This window comes from Moorena sp. (genome assembly GCF_982860115.1).
This window is the reverse complement of sequence record NZ_CEYLVT010000168.1, coordinates 1-16,649: the sequence shown is the minus strand read 5'-3', so window position 1 is coordinate 16,649 and position 16,649 is coordinate 1. Positions and strand designations below refer to the sequence as shown.

General features: G+C 42.9%; 9 protein-coding genes. All 9 read left to right on the top strand.

Annotated elements, in window-relative coordinates; all coding sequences use genetic code 11:
* On the top strand, positions 1–3,572 hold a 3,572-nt coding region (locus AC4II3_RS23475; protein WP_490722900.1), incomplete at its 5' end, for an amino acid adenylation domain-containing protein.
* A gap of 314 nt (positions 3,573–3,886) precedes the next feature.
* The gene (locus AC4II3_RS23470; protein WP_488014727.1) at positions 3,887–5,047 is read left to right on the top strand and encodes an iron-containing alcohol dehydrogenase family protein; all 1,161 of its coding nucleotides are present in this window, start codon (positions 3,887–3,889) and stop codon (positions 5,045–5,047) included.
* A 392-nt stretch (positions 5,048–5,439) separates the two neighbouring features.
* Positions 5,440–6,648: an aspartate aminotransferase gene (locus AC4II3_RS23465; protein ID WP_488014729.1), complete on the top strand. Its 1,209-nt coding sequence runs from the start codon at positions 5,440–5,442 to the stop codon at positions 6,646–6,648.
* A 329-nt stretch (positions 6,649–6,977) separates the two neighbouring features.
* Entirely contained in the window at positions 6,978–7,694 is a 717-nt protein-coding gene (locus tag AC4II3_RS23460; protein WP_488014731.1) for a chromophore lyase CpcT/CpeT, read from the top strand.
* Positions 7,695–8,348: 654 nt separating this feature from the next.
* Positions 8,349–11,174 (top strand): polysaccharide biosynthesis protein, encoded by a 2,826-nt coding sequence (locus tag AC4II3_RS23455; protein WP_488029561.1) that lies wholly within the window; start codon positions 8,349–8,351, stop codon positions 11,172–11,174.
* Positions 11,175–11,420: 246 nt separating this feature from the next.
* On the top strand, positions 11,421–12,737 hold the full coding sequence (locus AC4II3_RS23450) for a DUF4832 domain-containing protein (protein ID WP_488015758.1): 1,317 nt from the start codon (positions 11,421–11,423) through the stop codon (positions 12,735–12,737).
* Positions 12,738–12,830: 93 nt separating this feature from the next.
* Positions 12,831–14,204: a murein biosynthesis integral membrane protein MurJ gene (gene murJ, locus AC4II3_RS23445; RefSeq protein WP_488015760.1), complete on the top strand. Its 1,374-nt coding sequence runs from the start codon at positions 12,831–12,833 to the stop codon at positions 14,202–14,204.
* On the top strand, positions 14,201–15,379 hold the full coding sequence (locus AC4II3_RS23440) for a glycosyltransferase family 4 protein (protein ID WP_488015762.1): 1,179 nt from the start codon (positions 14,201–14,203) through the stop codon (positions 15,377–15,379). The genes murJ and AC4II3_RS23440 overlap by 4 nt, the downstream gene beginning before the upstream one ends.
* A 15-nt stretch (positions 15,380–15,394) precedes the next feature.
* Complete coding sequence (locus tag AC4II3_RS23435) at positions 15,395–16,504, top strand: glycosyltransferase (protein ID WP_488015764.1); 1,110 nt, start codon at positions 15,395–15,397, stop codon at positions 16,502–16,504.
* Positions 16,505–16,649 lie beyond the last annotated feature (145 nt).

Genomic DNA, 16,649 nt, shown 5'->3' with positions numbered 1-16,649 from the left:
CACCAGGCATGGTCGATGAGATGTTCAGCAGCTACTGCAATTATCTCCAACAACTCGCTAGTGACGAACAATCTTGGCAAGAAAACTATCCTCAACTGTTATCAGTAAAACAGCTAGAGAATCGACAACAACTAAATCAAACCACCTCCTCAATTGAGGCGCAAACCTTAGATGGTTTGTTTGTGCAGCAGGCAAACAAACAAGGAACATCCCCGGCGGTGATCACCACAGAATTAACCCTAACTTATGAGCAACTGTACCAAAGAGCCCTCAAGCTAGGACATCAGTTGCGGCAAAGGGGAGCCACCACTAACCACCCCATTGCTGTAGTGATGGAAAAGGGATGGCAACAAGTGGTGGCGGTGTTGGGGATTTTAATGTCGGGTGCCCCCTATGTGCCCATTGACCCGGAACTGCCGCAACAGCGCCAATGGTCGTTGCTGGCACAAGCTCACGTTGATTTGGTCGTTACCCAAGAGTCACTGTCGCGAAATTTGTCTTGGCCAGAAGGGATTGAATGCTTGTGTGTTGAGGACAACCCTGACATAGCAGTTCAGACTCCCTTAGAACCATTACACCAGCCTAGTGATTTGGCCTATGTGATCTATACCTCTGGTTCGACTGGGGTACCCAAAGGAGTGATGATTGACCATCTTGGGGCGGTCAATACCATCATCGACATCAATCAACGCTTTGGTGTGACCGCTAATGACCGTATATTGGCAGTCTCAGCTTTAAATTTTGACCTGTCAGTGTATGACATTTTTGGCATATTAGCAGCGGGAGGCACGATTGTAATGCCTACTTATGCTGGTGCCAAAGACCCAACACATTGGCTGTCATTAATCTTCGCACACCATGTCACCGTTTGGAACTCAGTGCCAGCCCTGATGCAGATGTTAGTAGAATATACTTCGGTACAACCAACACTGCTGAATCCGACCCTGAGATTGGTACTGCTATCGGGTGATTGGTTGCCCTTGAACTTACCACAGCTTTGCAAAGCTCTGTGGCCAGATGTGGAAGTAATTAGTCTCGGTGGAGCGACAGAAGCCTCGATTTGGTCGATTTATTATCCGGTAGAAGAAGTTTTGCCCAACTGGCGCAGTATTCCTTACGGCAAACCCCTGGGCAATCAAACTGTTCATGTCCTTAATCAGTGGATGGCACCGGCTCCGGTGTGGGTGCCAGGACAACTTTACATTGGTGGCATGGGACTGGCAAAGGGCTACTGGCAAGATGAACACAAAACGCTCAATAGCTTTATTACCCATCCTCTGACTCAGGAACGGTTATACAAAACTGGTGATTTGGGGCGCTATCTACCGGATGGCAACATTGAGTTCCTCGGTCGGGAAGACTTCCAGGTGAAAATCAATGGCTACCGAATTGAGTTGGGAGAAATTGAGGCAGCGCTGATGCAGAATTCTCTAGTCAACAAGGCTGTAGTGAAAGCGGTGGGAGACTCAACCGACAAAAAGCAGTTGGTGGCTTATATTGTTTCTTCAGCCACTTTGCCCAAGTTGCCAGAAGCCTATCAACCATCGGAAAAAGAGGGGATGATAGTTGACCCGATTGAGCGGATTGAATTTAAGCTCAAGCAACCGGGTTTACGAAAACTAGCCTCGACTGATGCCAGTGTGGAGTTGCCTTTACCCATCGATGATCAAGCTCTGACTACTGCTTATCTAAAACGCCAAAGTTATCGCCAATTTGATCAGCAACCTCTTGATTTGCAAGAGTTTAGCCAGTTTCTTAGTTGCTTGCGGCAGCTAAGCTTACCCGATTTACCTTTGCCAAAATATCGTTATCCTTCGGCAGGTAATCTTTATCCAGTGCAGACTTATTTGTTGATTAAGCCTCAACGTTTAACTGGAGTCGAAGGAGGTATTTACTATTATTGTCCACGTCAACATCGCTTAGTTCTACTCAGTCCGATGAGGGATATTGAAGGAGATATTTACGGTGGTAATCAGCCGATTTTTGAGCAGGGGGCTTTTTCCTTGTTTTTAATTGGCAAACTTGATGCTATCACTCCGATGTATGGTGAGATGGCTGAGAAGTTTTGCTTACTCGAAGCTGGTCATATCGGTCAGTTGTTGATGAGTAATGCACCTGATTTTGGGCTGGGTTTATGTCCGATTGGAAATTTAGATTTTAGCCAGTTGAGAGATTTGTTTAACCTGGAATCTAATCAGCTTCTCCTTTATAGCTTTGTGGGTGGCAAGATTGACCCCAATCAAACTCAACAGTGGTTGAGATCAGTATCCTCTAGTCAGACTAGTGTTGTTTCCCAGTTACGTCAGTATTTACAACAGTGCTTACCAGAGTATATGCTCCCAGCTGAGTATGTTCTACTTGATTCTCTGCCTTTGTCTGCTAATGGTAAGATTGACCGTCAAAATCTCCCTATTCCTGATACTCTCAATTCCTCAGACCAGAAAAACTTTGTTCCCCCTCGCGATCTTGTGGAATTAAAACTGACCAAAATCTGGTCAAACACTCTTAATGTTGGCTCAGTAGGGGTTCAAGACAACTTTTTTGACCTCGGTGGTAATTCCCTTTTCGCCATTCGCTTGATGACCCAGATTGAGCAGCAGTTTCAAAGAAATTTACCTCTGGCAACCCTACTTCAAGGTCAGACCATTGAAAAACTGGCAACTATTTGGCGGGATCAACCTGATGCTATTTCTTGGTCTTCTTTAGTACCGATTCAGACTTCTGGTTCTAAACTACCTTTCTTCTGCATAGCTGGGGGTGGTGGCAATGTTCTGTACTTTTATCATTTAGCACGTCACCTGGGTTCAGACCAACCATTCTATGCTCTGCAAGCAGTTGGTCTTGATGGAGAATCAGAGCCTCTAACACGAGTGGAGGATATGGCTGCCCACTACATTGAAGGGATAAAGTCTGTTCAACCTAAAGGTCCGTATTTGCTAGGCGGACATTCCTTCGGTGGTATAGTAGCTTTTGAAACAGCACAGCAGTTACAAAAGCAGGGGCATGAAGTGGCTTTGCTTGCCATTCTAGATATGGGTGCGCCGGATGTAAATACTAGCAATATGGTAGATGTCAATTGGGATGGAGCCAAGATGTTGACTAGGACTGCTAGTATATTTGAACGTATGTTTGGAAAGGATATAGGTGTATCCTACCACGTTCTCAAACGTCTCGCTCCGGAGGAGCAATTGGAATACGTCAGTGAGCGGTTTCAGATAGCCAATATCTTCCCTCCCGGAGTTGGAACTAAGCAGCTTCGTGGTCTTCTTCGAGTTGGTAAAGTAAATCAAGAAACTCATTATGTACCGCAGGAAGTTCATCCAACTCGGATTAGTCTCTTCCGAGCCAGTGAGAAAGTTCCCAAGGAGATTTTTGGTAGTGAGGAAATTTATAGGCTCCTGTATGATAATGACATTGATCCACTATGGGGTTGGAACCAGTTTTCCATAGGAGAAGTCGAAGTCCATACTGTCCCAGGTGACCACCTCACTCTGATGTCTGGCTCTAACGTTCAAGTTTTAGCCACAAAACTGAAAGCTTGTCTCGAAAAAGCACAAACATCCCATCCTTAGAGCCTGAAGGGGTGACATTCTATTTAGTCGAAAATAGATTATATGGCTGATATAATCTATTTTCGATTACCATATTTTCAGAAAATTTTCATAAAAAAAACAGTCACCAATACTACTGTTTAAGGTCATCTACTTTTGCGCTCACCTATCTATAATTTGCAATTTTTTGTATACGATTTATACTAAATAGCGGCGATTAGCCTGCTCCTAATGCCTAACCCGTCTAAGTTTGGGAAAATGTATAATAAGAGACCTATCACCCAGTAAGGCCATTACTCACCTTACCAAACCAAAAGTTTATTTGGGCTACAGGCATGACCAAACAAGCACCTACCTCCTTGCTTTCCCTAAACGTGGCACCGACTCAAGTAGTGCGTTGCTCCTTGGAAGATTCAGGAAATGCGATCGCACGGCTGGGAAATCGTCCTTTGATTGTAGGAGGTCAGCATACTCTGGCTACCCTAGGCTCATCACTGGAATCGGTTTTGGAACAGCATCAACTCAGTTATGAATGCGCATCCTACAGTCCTGATTGCAGTGAGAAGTCTCTAGCTAAACTCTCAGAAGCTGTTGCTGCTCATCAATCTGACTTAATTATTGGGATTGGCGGAGGTAAGGCGTTGGATACTGCTAAAATCCTAGCGCACCAGTGCCAGTTACCTGTGGTGACTATACCCACTTCTGCTGCTACCTGTGCCGCTTGGACAGCTCTATCTAATATCTATTCTGACCAAGGGGCTTTCCTATACGATGTTGGACTTGACCGTTGCCCAGATTTATTGGTACTTGATTACAGCTTGATTCAGACAGCGCCCCAACGTACCCTAGTTGCCGGGATTGGTGATGCCTTAGCGAAGTGGTACGAAGCTTCGGTTAGTAGTGGTAGCGCTACAGATACTCTAATTATTGCGGCTGTCCAACAGGCAAGGGTATTGCGAGATATTCTGTTCCAAAAGTCGGTTGATGCTCTAACCCAACCTGGTAGTGAAGTTTGGCGGGAAGTTGTCGATGCAACAGTTTTACTGGCTGGTGTGATTGGGGGCTTGGGTGGAGCTCGATGTCGTACTGTTGCTGCCCATGCTATACATAATGGTTTAACTCATATACCAGCAGCTCACGATTCTTTACATGGTGAAAAGGTGGCTTATGGCATTTTGGTGCAGCTGCGTTTAGAAGAAATGCTTCAGGGCAACCAACTGGCAGCATCAGCACGGCAACAGTTGCTGAAGTTTTATGGTGAGCTTGGTTTGCCCCAAACTCTTCAAGACCTGGGATTGGGGTCGATTACCTTGGCTCAGTTACAGAAAGCAGCTGAGATTGCCTGTGGGGAAAATTCTGATATTCATCGGCTTCCGTTTAAGGTGCTTCCAGAACAGCTGATGGCAGCAATGGTTTCTACTAGGGTGCTAGTTGAGGGGAGTCGTCAGCAGTTAAGTTTGACAACCTCAACGGTTGAAGGTTGTCTGTCAGAATGAAGAATGTAGAATGTAGAATGTAGAATGTAGAATTTGGAATTACACATTCTTAATTCAACAATGTTGTTCGCCCAAGGTGATTCGGTGTAGTGTAGGTTCCAAGTTGTCAGGTTGCCGGTTGCCGGTTGTTCGCCTTTGGCGTTCGGTGTAGGGTAGGTTGTCTGTCAGAATGCAGAATTAATTCTTAATTCTTAATTCTTAATTCTTAATTCAAAAATGTTGAAGGTTGCAGGTTGCAGCTTTTGAGCTCAAACCTGATACCCTTTAATATTACTAGCATTTTCACCTTACACTGGCTCTGAACTCGTTCGCGATCGCGTGGCCTTTTGGCCAAATTCAAAAATTATAGGTCTTGACCTTCAACCGGCTAACTTCCAAACCTGACACTGATAATGGTAGATTTGATTACCCCAGCACAACGACTAAGCGCACTCCCTCCCTATGTATTTGCTCGTTTAGATGAATTAAAAGCAAGAGCCCGTGAGCAAGGGCTGGATTTGATTGACTTGGGGATGGGTAATCCTGATGGTTCAGCACCGCAGCCGGTGATCGAAGCAGCGATCGCAGCCTTAAAAAATCCCGCTAACCATGGTTATCCTCCGTTTGAGGGGACTGCTAGTTTCCGTCGGGCAATTACGAATTGGTATCACCGCCGCTATGATGTGGAGCTAGACCCAGACAGTGAAGCTTTACCTCTGTTAGGGTCTAAGGAAGGACTAGCTCACCTAGCCTTAGCCTATGTGAATCCGGGAGATTTGATTTTAGTACCTTCTCCTGCTTATCCAGTCCACTTCCGGGGTCCGTTGATTGCTGGGGGGGAAATTCACAGCTTGGTTTTGAAACCGGAAAATGATTGGTTGATTGATTTAGGGGCGATTCCGGATCAGGTTGCCCAACGAGCTAAAATCCTCTATTTTAACTATCCCAGTAATCCAACCACCGCTACCGCCCCAAGGGAGTTTTTTGAAGAAATGGTTGCGTTTGCCCGTCGGTACTCAATTCTGCTGGTACATGACTTATGTTATGCGGAATTAGCATTTGATGGCTATCAGCCTACTAGTTTGCTGGAAATTCCTGGCGCTAAGGATATTGGTGTCGAATTCCACACCCTATCCAAAACTTATAATATGGCTGGGTGGCGCGTTGGCTTTGTAGTGGGGAATAGCCGCATTATTCAAGGGTTGCGTACTTTAAAAACTAATCTGGACTATGGCATCTTTGCTGCCTTACAAACCGCTGCTGAAGCCGCCTTGCAACTGTCAGATGTTTACCTTCAAGACGTCCAAAACCGTTACCGCCGCCGCCGAGATTTCATGATTGAGGGTTTGGCCGAGTTGGGTTGGCAGATTCCTAAATCCAAGGCAACCATGTATCTGTGGGTTCCAAGCCCTGTTGGGGTAGGTTCAACGGATTTTGCCCTGGATGTTTTACAGCAAACTGGAGTAGTACTCACGCCGGGAAATGCTTTTGGTATCGGTGGTGAAGGCTATGTGCGGATTAGTTTGATTGCGGAATGCGATCGCTTGGGTGAAGCCCTCAATCGGTTGAAACAAGCTAATATCCGCTACCAAGCCGAAACAATGGTAAAGGTTGAAGGTTGAAGGTTGAAGGTTGAAGGTTGAAGGTTGAAAGTTGAAAGTTGAAAGTTGTTCGCGTAGCGTGGCCTTTTGGCCAAGGTTGTTCGCGCAAGCGTGGCCAAAAGGCCACGGTTGTAGATAGGTGCAAGTTGTAGGTAGTTGCAGGTAAGTGAACTCAACAACTGTTGGGGGAATTATATCAAATCTCCCCATCTCCCCATCTCCCCATCTCCCCATCTCCCCATCAATGTTTACAATATTACTTCCCGCAACTGCCAATCTTGGTCACCCCTTCAGGTAATATACTTGAACACCAATTTTTATAAAGAGTCTGCTGGGGTGTGAACGTAATCGTGAAGAACAATAGCTTTCGGACAGGGGTAGCGATTGGCCTTGGCCTATTGGCCACGCTACGCGAATGGCCACGCTACGCGATCGCTTTTTTGTGGATGGCAACAAGTACTGGTAATGCTGTTGCTGAATTAGTCATGATTGAGCAACAGGTTAAAGAGGTTGTGTCTCATCTAGTTGGGGTAATGGATACCTCGGCGCAAGCCAGAGCTAACCCAGATTCTCCTGATGTCCGCATCACCACCTGTACGGTCAAGCTAGAGACTGTGGATGCTGGACTCAACCCTCCTACATCAGTATTTCTGTATCAGGAACAAGCGCTTTCCAAACGCCTTAACTCTCCTTACCGACAGCGATTTTTGCGTATAGCTGTCAGTGAGAATGGCCAGAGTGTAGAATCTAGGGGGTTTAAGCCTCAAAACCCAAAAACCCTGATTGGTTTGTGCAATCAACCTGATGGAGAGCGAGTGATACCCTCAAATGACTTAGGTAAAGCGGTGTGCAGTGTATTTTTGAAGCCAGTCGGTGAGAACTACATCGGCCAGACACCAGATGATGGTTGTCCAACTAACTACAGAGGAGCAGTCAAAATCACCAATACCATTATACTCCACAAAGAAGGTATGGACACCTTAGATCGGGCTTTTGATGCCGCTGGCAATTTTCTATGGGGCGCGAAAGATTTACCCTACCAGTTTCGTTGGGTTGAACCGCAGTAGAGCCTGTTGGTCAATTGCCTGATATCAAATTCGCTGGAATAACCATACTTCCTGGTCACCAGAGCAGGGAGAGCTTCGGGTGCAGGGGAAAGAAGGGAGAGACAGAGCCGAATTTCACCATTGGTTCTGTTTCACAAATGATTTAGGATATCTATCGTTTATAAAAAATCATCAAAACTAGAACGTTAGCTTTACCTAAATTTTATAAAACAATCTATTAACGCAATTCAAAATCATTCCACCAGTGTAGCACCAAAAAGTTATGCCACACTGGCAACCTTGTGAGAATTTAATAAGCCACTATACTAAGCAGTTAATCTCATTTAACTATCAGCAAAAAATACCACACACTTAGTAAAAACTTAGTAAAAACTTAGTAAAAACTTAGTAAAGTCATGGGATTGCTTTTTATAGTTATTTAGATTAATTTCAATTACTTTTATCAAAAACAACTTAAAAATATGTCTTTAGTTGTGTTTCTTTTGATTTTTTATCTAGCTATACTAACCACCGATTTATAAAAATAACTTACGCCCCCAGAGGTATAAAAAATCGATAATTCTGTGTTAACTGTTTCTATTTTACTGTTACCTGAACCGAAGTTACCTAGCTAAATTACTGTGTAATTTTTCATAATTAACTGGATAATAAAAGATGACGAATAACTTATCAAATTGGTTACTAAGTCTGAGAAATCGCCACTTCTTACTCATTGATTTGATTATTTTCACGAGTACGCCAGTATTAGCTCTAGTCCTGTTCTTAAACAATCATTTAGATATCAACCCCTATCAATCTGGACTGATACTGGCAACCATTCTGTTCCTAGTCGTTAAACTAACTGTATTTTCTACCTTCGGTCTCTACAAGCGTTGCTGGTCTTATGCCAGTATTGATGAACTAGAGCAGATAGCCGCACTTACTGCTGCTGCTATCGTCATTCAAACGTTATTGTTTCACTGGTCTAATGGTTTAACCAATTTATCCTTGAATAACCTGCCTAATTCCTTGCCCTTACTTGACGGTATACTCAGCATGTTGTTTGTCGGTAGTCTTCGCTTCAGTGTTCGTGCAGTTGAAAGAGTCAGCCAAAGGAATAGGAAGTTTCATCGCCGGGATAATGTACTGATTGTTGGTGCTGGTAGTGCAGGGGTTGCTCTAGCCCAGGATATGCAAAAGAATCCTTCCCTGGGTTTTAATCCTGTCGCCTTTATTGACGATGACCGTAAAAAGCTCAATTTAAGAATTAGGCGACTACCTATAGTTGGTAATCGTGATGCCATTCCTGATGTTGTTCGCTCTCTACGTATTCGCAAAATTATTATCGCCATGCCTACAGCACCTGGGCGAGTTATTCGGGAAGTTTTAGATATTTGTAAATCCACAGGAGTACCAACTAGTACTTTACCTGGTATGAATGAAATCCTCAATAATCCTATCCGTGTTGGTAGTGTTCGGGATGTCAAGATTGAAGACTTGCTGCGTCGCGAACCTATACAAACTGATGTTCACCGTGTGGCTAAGTTTCTGAAAGGAAAGATAGTTTTAGTAACAGGAGCAGGAGGCTCTATTGGCAGTGAACTTTGTCGCCAAATTTTTAAGTGTCAACCCTCAGAAATGGTACTTTTGGGACATGGAGAAAACTCCGTGTTCCATATCCAACAAGAACTAAACCAAGTTTTAGAACTACTTGAATACGATCGGTTAGAAAATGAAAGACTTCCCAATATTAATACTATTATTGCTGATATTCGATTGACAGGTCGGTTAGAGTACATTTTTGACAAATTCAGACCAGATATTGTTTTCCACGCTGCGGCTCACAAACATGTGCCAATGATGGAATTAAATCCTCCAGAAGCGATCACAAACAATGTGCTGGGAACTAAAAATTTGCTGGATCTCTCATTGCGATATGGTGTAGAACACTTTGTGATGATTTCAACGGATAAAGCAGTTAATCCCACCAATGTTATGGGCTGCAGCAAGCGAGTGGCGGAAATGCTGGTGCTACAAGCGGCTCAAAGGAGTGGTAGGCATTTTTCTGTGGTTCGTTTTGGCAATGTTCTCGGTAGCCGAGGTAGTGTTGTTCCTACCTTTAAGGGTCAAATTGCTGCTGGGGGTCCGGTGACTGTTACCCACCCTGATATCTGTCGCTATTTCATGACGATTCCAGAAGCAGTTCAATTGGTTTTGCAAGCCTCAGTAATTGGTCAGGGTGGTGAAGTGTTTATGCTCAATATGGGTCAACCGGTCAAAATTGTTGACTTAGCCAAAGAACTGATTCGCCTGTCCGGGTATGAAGTGGGTAAGGACATTGACATTGTCTTTACCGGACTGCGACCAGGAGAAAAGTTATTTGAGGAACTGCTAATTCCTGGAGAAGAATATGAACCAACCCTACATGACAAATTGCTAGTAGTTAAAAATGCTAGTCACATGGTTTCCCAAAATCTTGACTATGCAGTAGAAGCACTCCGGAAAGCTGCCGCTCAAAATTATACCAATCTAATTCTATTCTTGCTGGAGCAACTGGTACCAGGATACACCCCTAAATACAAAAAAACTACTCCCATCCTAAATCTCTCTTCGGATATTTCTAAGATGATCAGGACTGATGACAAAATTAAAGTGTTGGACAAGTGTTATCACCAAGCCAACGGCCAATTTACCCACACCAAAAAAATTGGGTTCTGGGAAATGGAAGATTATTTGCAAAAGGCTCTAAAAAATCAGGAGTTGCAGCTTTACTACCAGCCAATTATGCTCCTAGAAAACGAGCATGTTAATAGTTTTGAAGCACTGTTGCGCTGGCAGCATCCTAACCTAGGATTGATTTACCCAGAAGAGTTTATGCCAGTAGCAAAAGCCACTAGCTTGATTGTTCCCATTGGTTGGTGGGTAATCATAGAAGTTTGCAATCAACTACAGTCTTGGCAACAACTGTTTCCTAGTCAAACACCGATAACCATTAGTGTTAATCTGTGTCGCCAACAGTTATTACAACCTGATTTAGTTCAGCAGATTGACCATATTATCAAGAAAAATAACTTGGATGCTTATCGTTTGAAGCTAGAAATACCTGAGAGTTTTATTCGTAAAAATCCTGAGGAAGCCATGGTGGTGCTTTCCAAACTTAGAGCCATTGGGGTTCAGTTAGAATTAGATAATTTTGGTATTGGTAATTCATCGGATATCAATTATATCCATGAGGTATCTAACTCTCTCTATAGAGAGTTTAATGGCTTGAAAGTTGATCGCTCTCTAGTCAGTAAAATAAATACGGATAACAGAAATTTAGAACCCGTTCAAACCGTGGCTAAACTAGCCAATGATATTGGTGTTGATCTAATTGCCACCGGGGTAGAAACATCCAGGCAAATTGATCAACTAAAAATCCTCAACTGTAAATATGGACAGGGCTACTTTTTCTCCAAACCCGTAGACGTTGAAGCGGCGATAACTTTGATTGGAGTTTAGCTAAACCTAAGCCCTCAAGTAGCACCATCTGTAGGGCATACGCTTACAGCTAAACTAAGGGGAGAGTGGAAAGAGGGGGAGGAGGGGGGAGAAATTTGGTGTGTAGCTCATCCAACTTAAAACCGCGATAAACATTCATCATCAATCAGTATAAGAAAGCAAGCAATTATGGTGATTAGTAAGATAGCAAAATACAGCAAGTTAGTCTTTGTACTAGGGATATTCACCACTGTTGCTTGTAATACTATGACAACAGCTCAACCCTCTAAGGTTACCACGGTTTATCAAGGGAGTGATGAACACTTTTCCAATCCAGAACGAGGCTTTTTTATGCCTTTTAATCCTCTGGACAATACATCAAATAATCCCTTACAGCTGTCTGAGCTACAAGAGGTTAGGAATAACCAAATGACTTTATTACGTAAGGTTTACGTAATTTCAGAATTTAGAAATAAACCGTTATCAGAGTCTTTTCTACAAACCCTATCCCAGGATTTGAATACGGCTCGACAAGCTGGGGTTAAATTAATCCTACGGTTTGCCTATAATTGGGTAGGAGGTGGTGAAGATTCATCCCGCGATCGCATACTCTCCCATCTGGATGATCTGCAACCGATATTAGCATCAAACTACGATGTTATCGCCTACATGGAAGCAGGTTTTATTGGTTACTGGGGAGAATGGCATAGTTCTTACTATGGTTTGGATAGCAACAATGAAGATAGAAAAGCTATTTTGTTTAAACTGCTGTCGGTGCTACCCAGTGAACGGATGGTTACTCTACGATATCCCAATCATAAAATGGCAATTTTTGATCAGGAAAATCCTCTTACCCCTAATGAAGCGTTTAATGGTACTAACCGAGGGAGAACTGGAGCTACTAATGATTGTTTCCTAGCCAGTATTGATGATTGGGGAACTTACAGCGATACAGATCGGGGGATAATAGAACAAGAAAAGGCATTTTTAAATCTGGATAATCGGTATGTGGTACAAGGGGGAGAAACCTGCAATCCTAGTTCTTTTGACGATTGTCCCAATGCCTTAAATGAACTAGAACGAATGCGCTGGAGTGCATTAAACTACAAACCGGGTGATGCCACTGAGATCCTTGAAGACTGGGAAACCCAAGGGTGTTTAGAGGAAATTAAACGTCGTTTGGGCTATCGCTTCCGTCTAGTCAAATCAGTTACTCCTACTAGGGTAAAACCCGCTCGTACATTCTCGATACAATTGGAAATTATCAATGAAGGATGGGCTAGTCCTTACAATCCTCGGCCACTGGAAATTATTCTCCGTCACCGTGTCACTCGTCGCGAATACCATTTACCTATAGACCAGGATCCTCGGATGTGGATGCCTGGTAGTACTCAGGTTATTAATGCTGTCACTCGTACTCCAGGCACAATCGAAAGTGGAACCTATGATGTTTTCTTAAACCTACCTGATCCAGCTCCTCAATTATATAATCGTCCAGATTATTCCATCAGACTTGCTAATCAAAATCTCTGGGAAGCCTCGACAGGCTACAATTCCCTATTGACTAGCCTTGTTGTTAATTAAACTATAAGCATATGGTGATAGCTGATAGGTGATAGCTGAGATATGTTGGCGTAGCCTGCGCGTAGCGCATATGGTTAAATACGGATAGAGACTATGAAAGTTTGGTCAGGGCAGAGCTTGCTTATCTACTGTAAAAAGCTAGTCAATGGCTCGACGAATAGCAAAATTTTTCGCGCAATTGTAACTGTTGGTTTATTAACTGCTTTTGTAAAAGTTGGTTCTATTATTAAAGAATTAGTAGTTGCCTGGAGGTTTGGTACTGGGGATGAATTAGATGCATTTTTTATCGCTTTATTGGTTGTCTTTTTGATAAAAAATGTAATCGCTGAATCCCTTGATACTGCATTTATTCCTACCTATATCCGTGTACGAGAGCAGGAAGGAATGGCAGCCGCTCAAAAACTGTTTTCTGGAGTAATGATCTGGGCATTAGTACTGCTTAGCTTCACTACTATAGTAATGGTAGCTACTGCTCTGGTTTATTTACCATTGATTGCCTCTGGGTTTAACCCCGAAAAGTTAGAGCTTACCTTCCATCTACTTGGTTTAATGGCACCCGTAGTTGTCCTTACTGGAATTGCCATCATTTGGAGTGCTGTTTTGAATGCCGGGGAACGTTTTGCTCTAGCAGCTCTATGTCCAATGATGATTCCGGTGATTAGCATCCTATTGATAGTAGGATTTAAGTCTTTGGGAATCTTTGCCTTAGTTGCTGGATTAATTAGTGGTACAGTTCTAGAGCTGATAATTCTGGGAATAGCACTCCATCATCAAGGTATTTCATTACTGCCAAGATGGTATGGATTTAATGAGCCTATGCGCCAGGTAGCAAGCCAGTATCTGCCAATGATTGCTGGAGCATTATTAATCTGTAGTGCTGCTCCAATTGATCAAGCCATGGCAGCTATGTTGTCTCCTGGTAGTGTGTCTATACTTAACTACGCCAACGGTTTAATTGCTTCTCCTATTAACCTAATGAGTATTGCCATCAGCACTGCGGTAATTCCCTATTTTTCTAAGATGGTTGCTAGTCAGGATTGGCACGAAATCCGTGGCACCCTTAGGTATTATCTGCGGCTGATATTTTTGATTACCGTACCGCTAAGCATAATTCTAATTGTTTTTTCTGAGCCGATAGTTAAACTAGTTTTTGAACGAGGTTCATTTACCTCTGATGCTACTAATTTAGTCGCGCAAACTCAAGCCCTCTATGCCTTACAAATTCCTTTTTATATTGCTAATATTCTAGTGGTTAGGCTGGTGTCAGCTATGAGACTTAACTATATCCTAATGTGGGTATCTGGATTTGATTTAGCCATTAATATCATCTTGAATATTCTCTTTATGCAATGGCTGGGAATTAAAGGCATTGCGTTATCTACTAGCTGCGTGTATATCTTTTGTTTCTCATTTATGCTCTTATTTACCCAAAACCAAATCAAAAATAAAAACCCTGGAAAACTATGATGCGATTAACACTAGTGACGTCATCTTTGTCCTGTGGGGGTGCTGAGCGAGCGGTAGCTTTGCTAGCAAAAGGATTCTTTAACAAGGGTTATCAAGTTGATGTGGTAACAATTGATGACACCTATCTTGACTTTTATAAATTACCTGATGGGGTTAATCGAGTAGCCCTTAATATCGCCAAGAACTCACCAACTTTTATTCATGGAATTTGGAATAATCTCTATCGTCTCTGGGTCTTGAGGCGAACCATTAAATCCCTCCACCCTGATGTCGTCATTTCTTTTTTAGATCAAATCAATATCTTGACCCTGTTAGCTCTTGTTAAGACTAACTATCCCGTTCTGGTAAGTGAACAGAATGATCCTCGTAAAAGTTCTAGTGGAAAAGTATGGGATAGATTGCGACATATCACCTATTCCTTTGCGGATAAAGTGGTGAGCGTAGGGGATGGAGTGAATCAGTATTTTGACTGGCTCCCCCAAACCAAACGAGCAGTAATTTACAACCCATTGGCTAGTATCAATCCCATCCCTAGTATGGATAAATTCCTGGAAACTAAAGGAGCTGATCTAACTAAAAAATGGATAGTTGCTATCGGAAGGCTTACCCATCAGAAAGGGTTTGATATTTTATTATCTGCTTTCAAAAAACATGCTGATCGGTATCCAGACTGGCAACTTATAATTTTAGGAGAAGGGGAGCTTCGTCCAGAGCTTGAAAATCTCAGAGATGAATTAGGTTTAACTAATCACGTCATCTTCCCTGGGGTTGTCCGTAATCCCTTTTCAGTCTTAAAACGCTCAGAATTATTTGTCTTGTCTTCCCGCTTTGAAGGGTTACCAGGGGTTTTAGTGGAAGCACTCGCTTGTGGACTCCCCGTTGTTTCAACAGATTGTCCTAGTGGTCCACGAGAAGTTATTCGTGATGGTGTAAATGGGATTTTGGTGCCCAGTGAAAATAGGTTAGCCTTAGGTACAGCAATGGAGCGTTTAATATCCAATGAGGAAGAGCGTAAACGTCTAGCCTCTTATGCTCCAAAAATTACAGAACAATTTGGTTTAGGAACAATAATAGAACGCTGGGAAACTTTATTTAGTGACGTTATAAGTCAGCAGTCAGCAGTCAGCAGTCAGCTTTATGAATCACTGACAGCAGATGTAACAGGGATTAATTGAAAACTGCTATAAAGTATGATCTATAAAAGAATGATGGATACAAGGCATATCGCTTTTTTTCTACCTGCTCTCTATGACGGTGGCGCAGAACGGGTAACGGTTAACTTGCTCAAAGGGATGTTGGAAAAAGATCTCCAGTTGGATCTAGTTCTTGCTAGTGCTGACGGACCCTATCTAAGCCAAGTGCCTAAGGAGGTGCGTCTAGTAAACTTGGCAGCCGGACGAGTTGTGAAAGCAATTCAACCCTTGTCACGTTACTTACAACAAAACAGACCTTCTGCTCTAGTGTCTCATCTGGCTCATGCTAACGTCATTGCGGTAGCAGCCAGGGAGTTAGCTCGTACCAAGACTCGATTAGTGTTGGTGGAACACAACACTTTATCAGCTTCTAAGTCTCAGTTAATGCGAGCTAAATTGGTGCCACCACTGATGAAATGGTTTTACCCTCGTGCTGATGAAATTGTCGGAGTTTCTAAAGCAGTAGCACAGGATTTGGAGTATCAACTTGGTTTTGACCAAGGAACAGTCAGAGAAATTTACAATCCAGTGGTTAATCATCAACTAATCGCCAAATCAAAAATGCCTGTGAGCCATCCTTGGTTTCACAAAGACGCTCCTCCTGTCTTTTTGGCTGTTGGTAGATTATCACCTCAGAAAGATTTCTTGACTCTAATCCAAGGGTTTGCACGTTTAAGAAAAAAAATGATCGCTCGTCTGGTGATTTTAGGTGAAGGGGAATCCCGAGGCGAATTAGAGGCAACGATTAACAGACTAGGAATTGCAGAGGATGTTTCTATGCCAGGTTTTGTAGAGAATCCTTATGCGTACATGAGTAAGGCGAATGCATTAGTTTTGTCTTCTCGCTGGGAAGGGTTACCCACTGTGTTAATTGAAGCAATGGCATGTGGTTGCCAAGTAATTGCTACAGATTGTCCTAGTGGTCCAGCGGAAATTTTATCAGCAGGACAATATGGCATTTTAGTACCAGTCGGGGATTCAGCCGCTTTATCATTAGCTATGTTACAAGTACTTAGATCTCCATTAACTCAGGATAAATTAATGGAGCGGGCAAGATACTTTTCTACTGAGCGAGCAGTTTCTGAGTATTTGGCTATCTTGAACTAAAGTCGTTAGTTAATTAAAAATTAAAAATTATCATAAATAACTTGTGTTTTTCTAAAATTTAGAAATGAATTGTGATAATTTTTTATCGGAACTTCCCTACTCCCTACTCCCTACTCCCTACTCCCTACTCCCTACTCCCTACTCC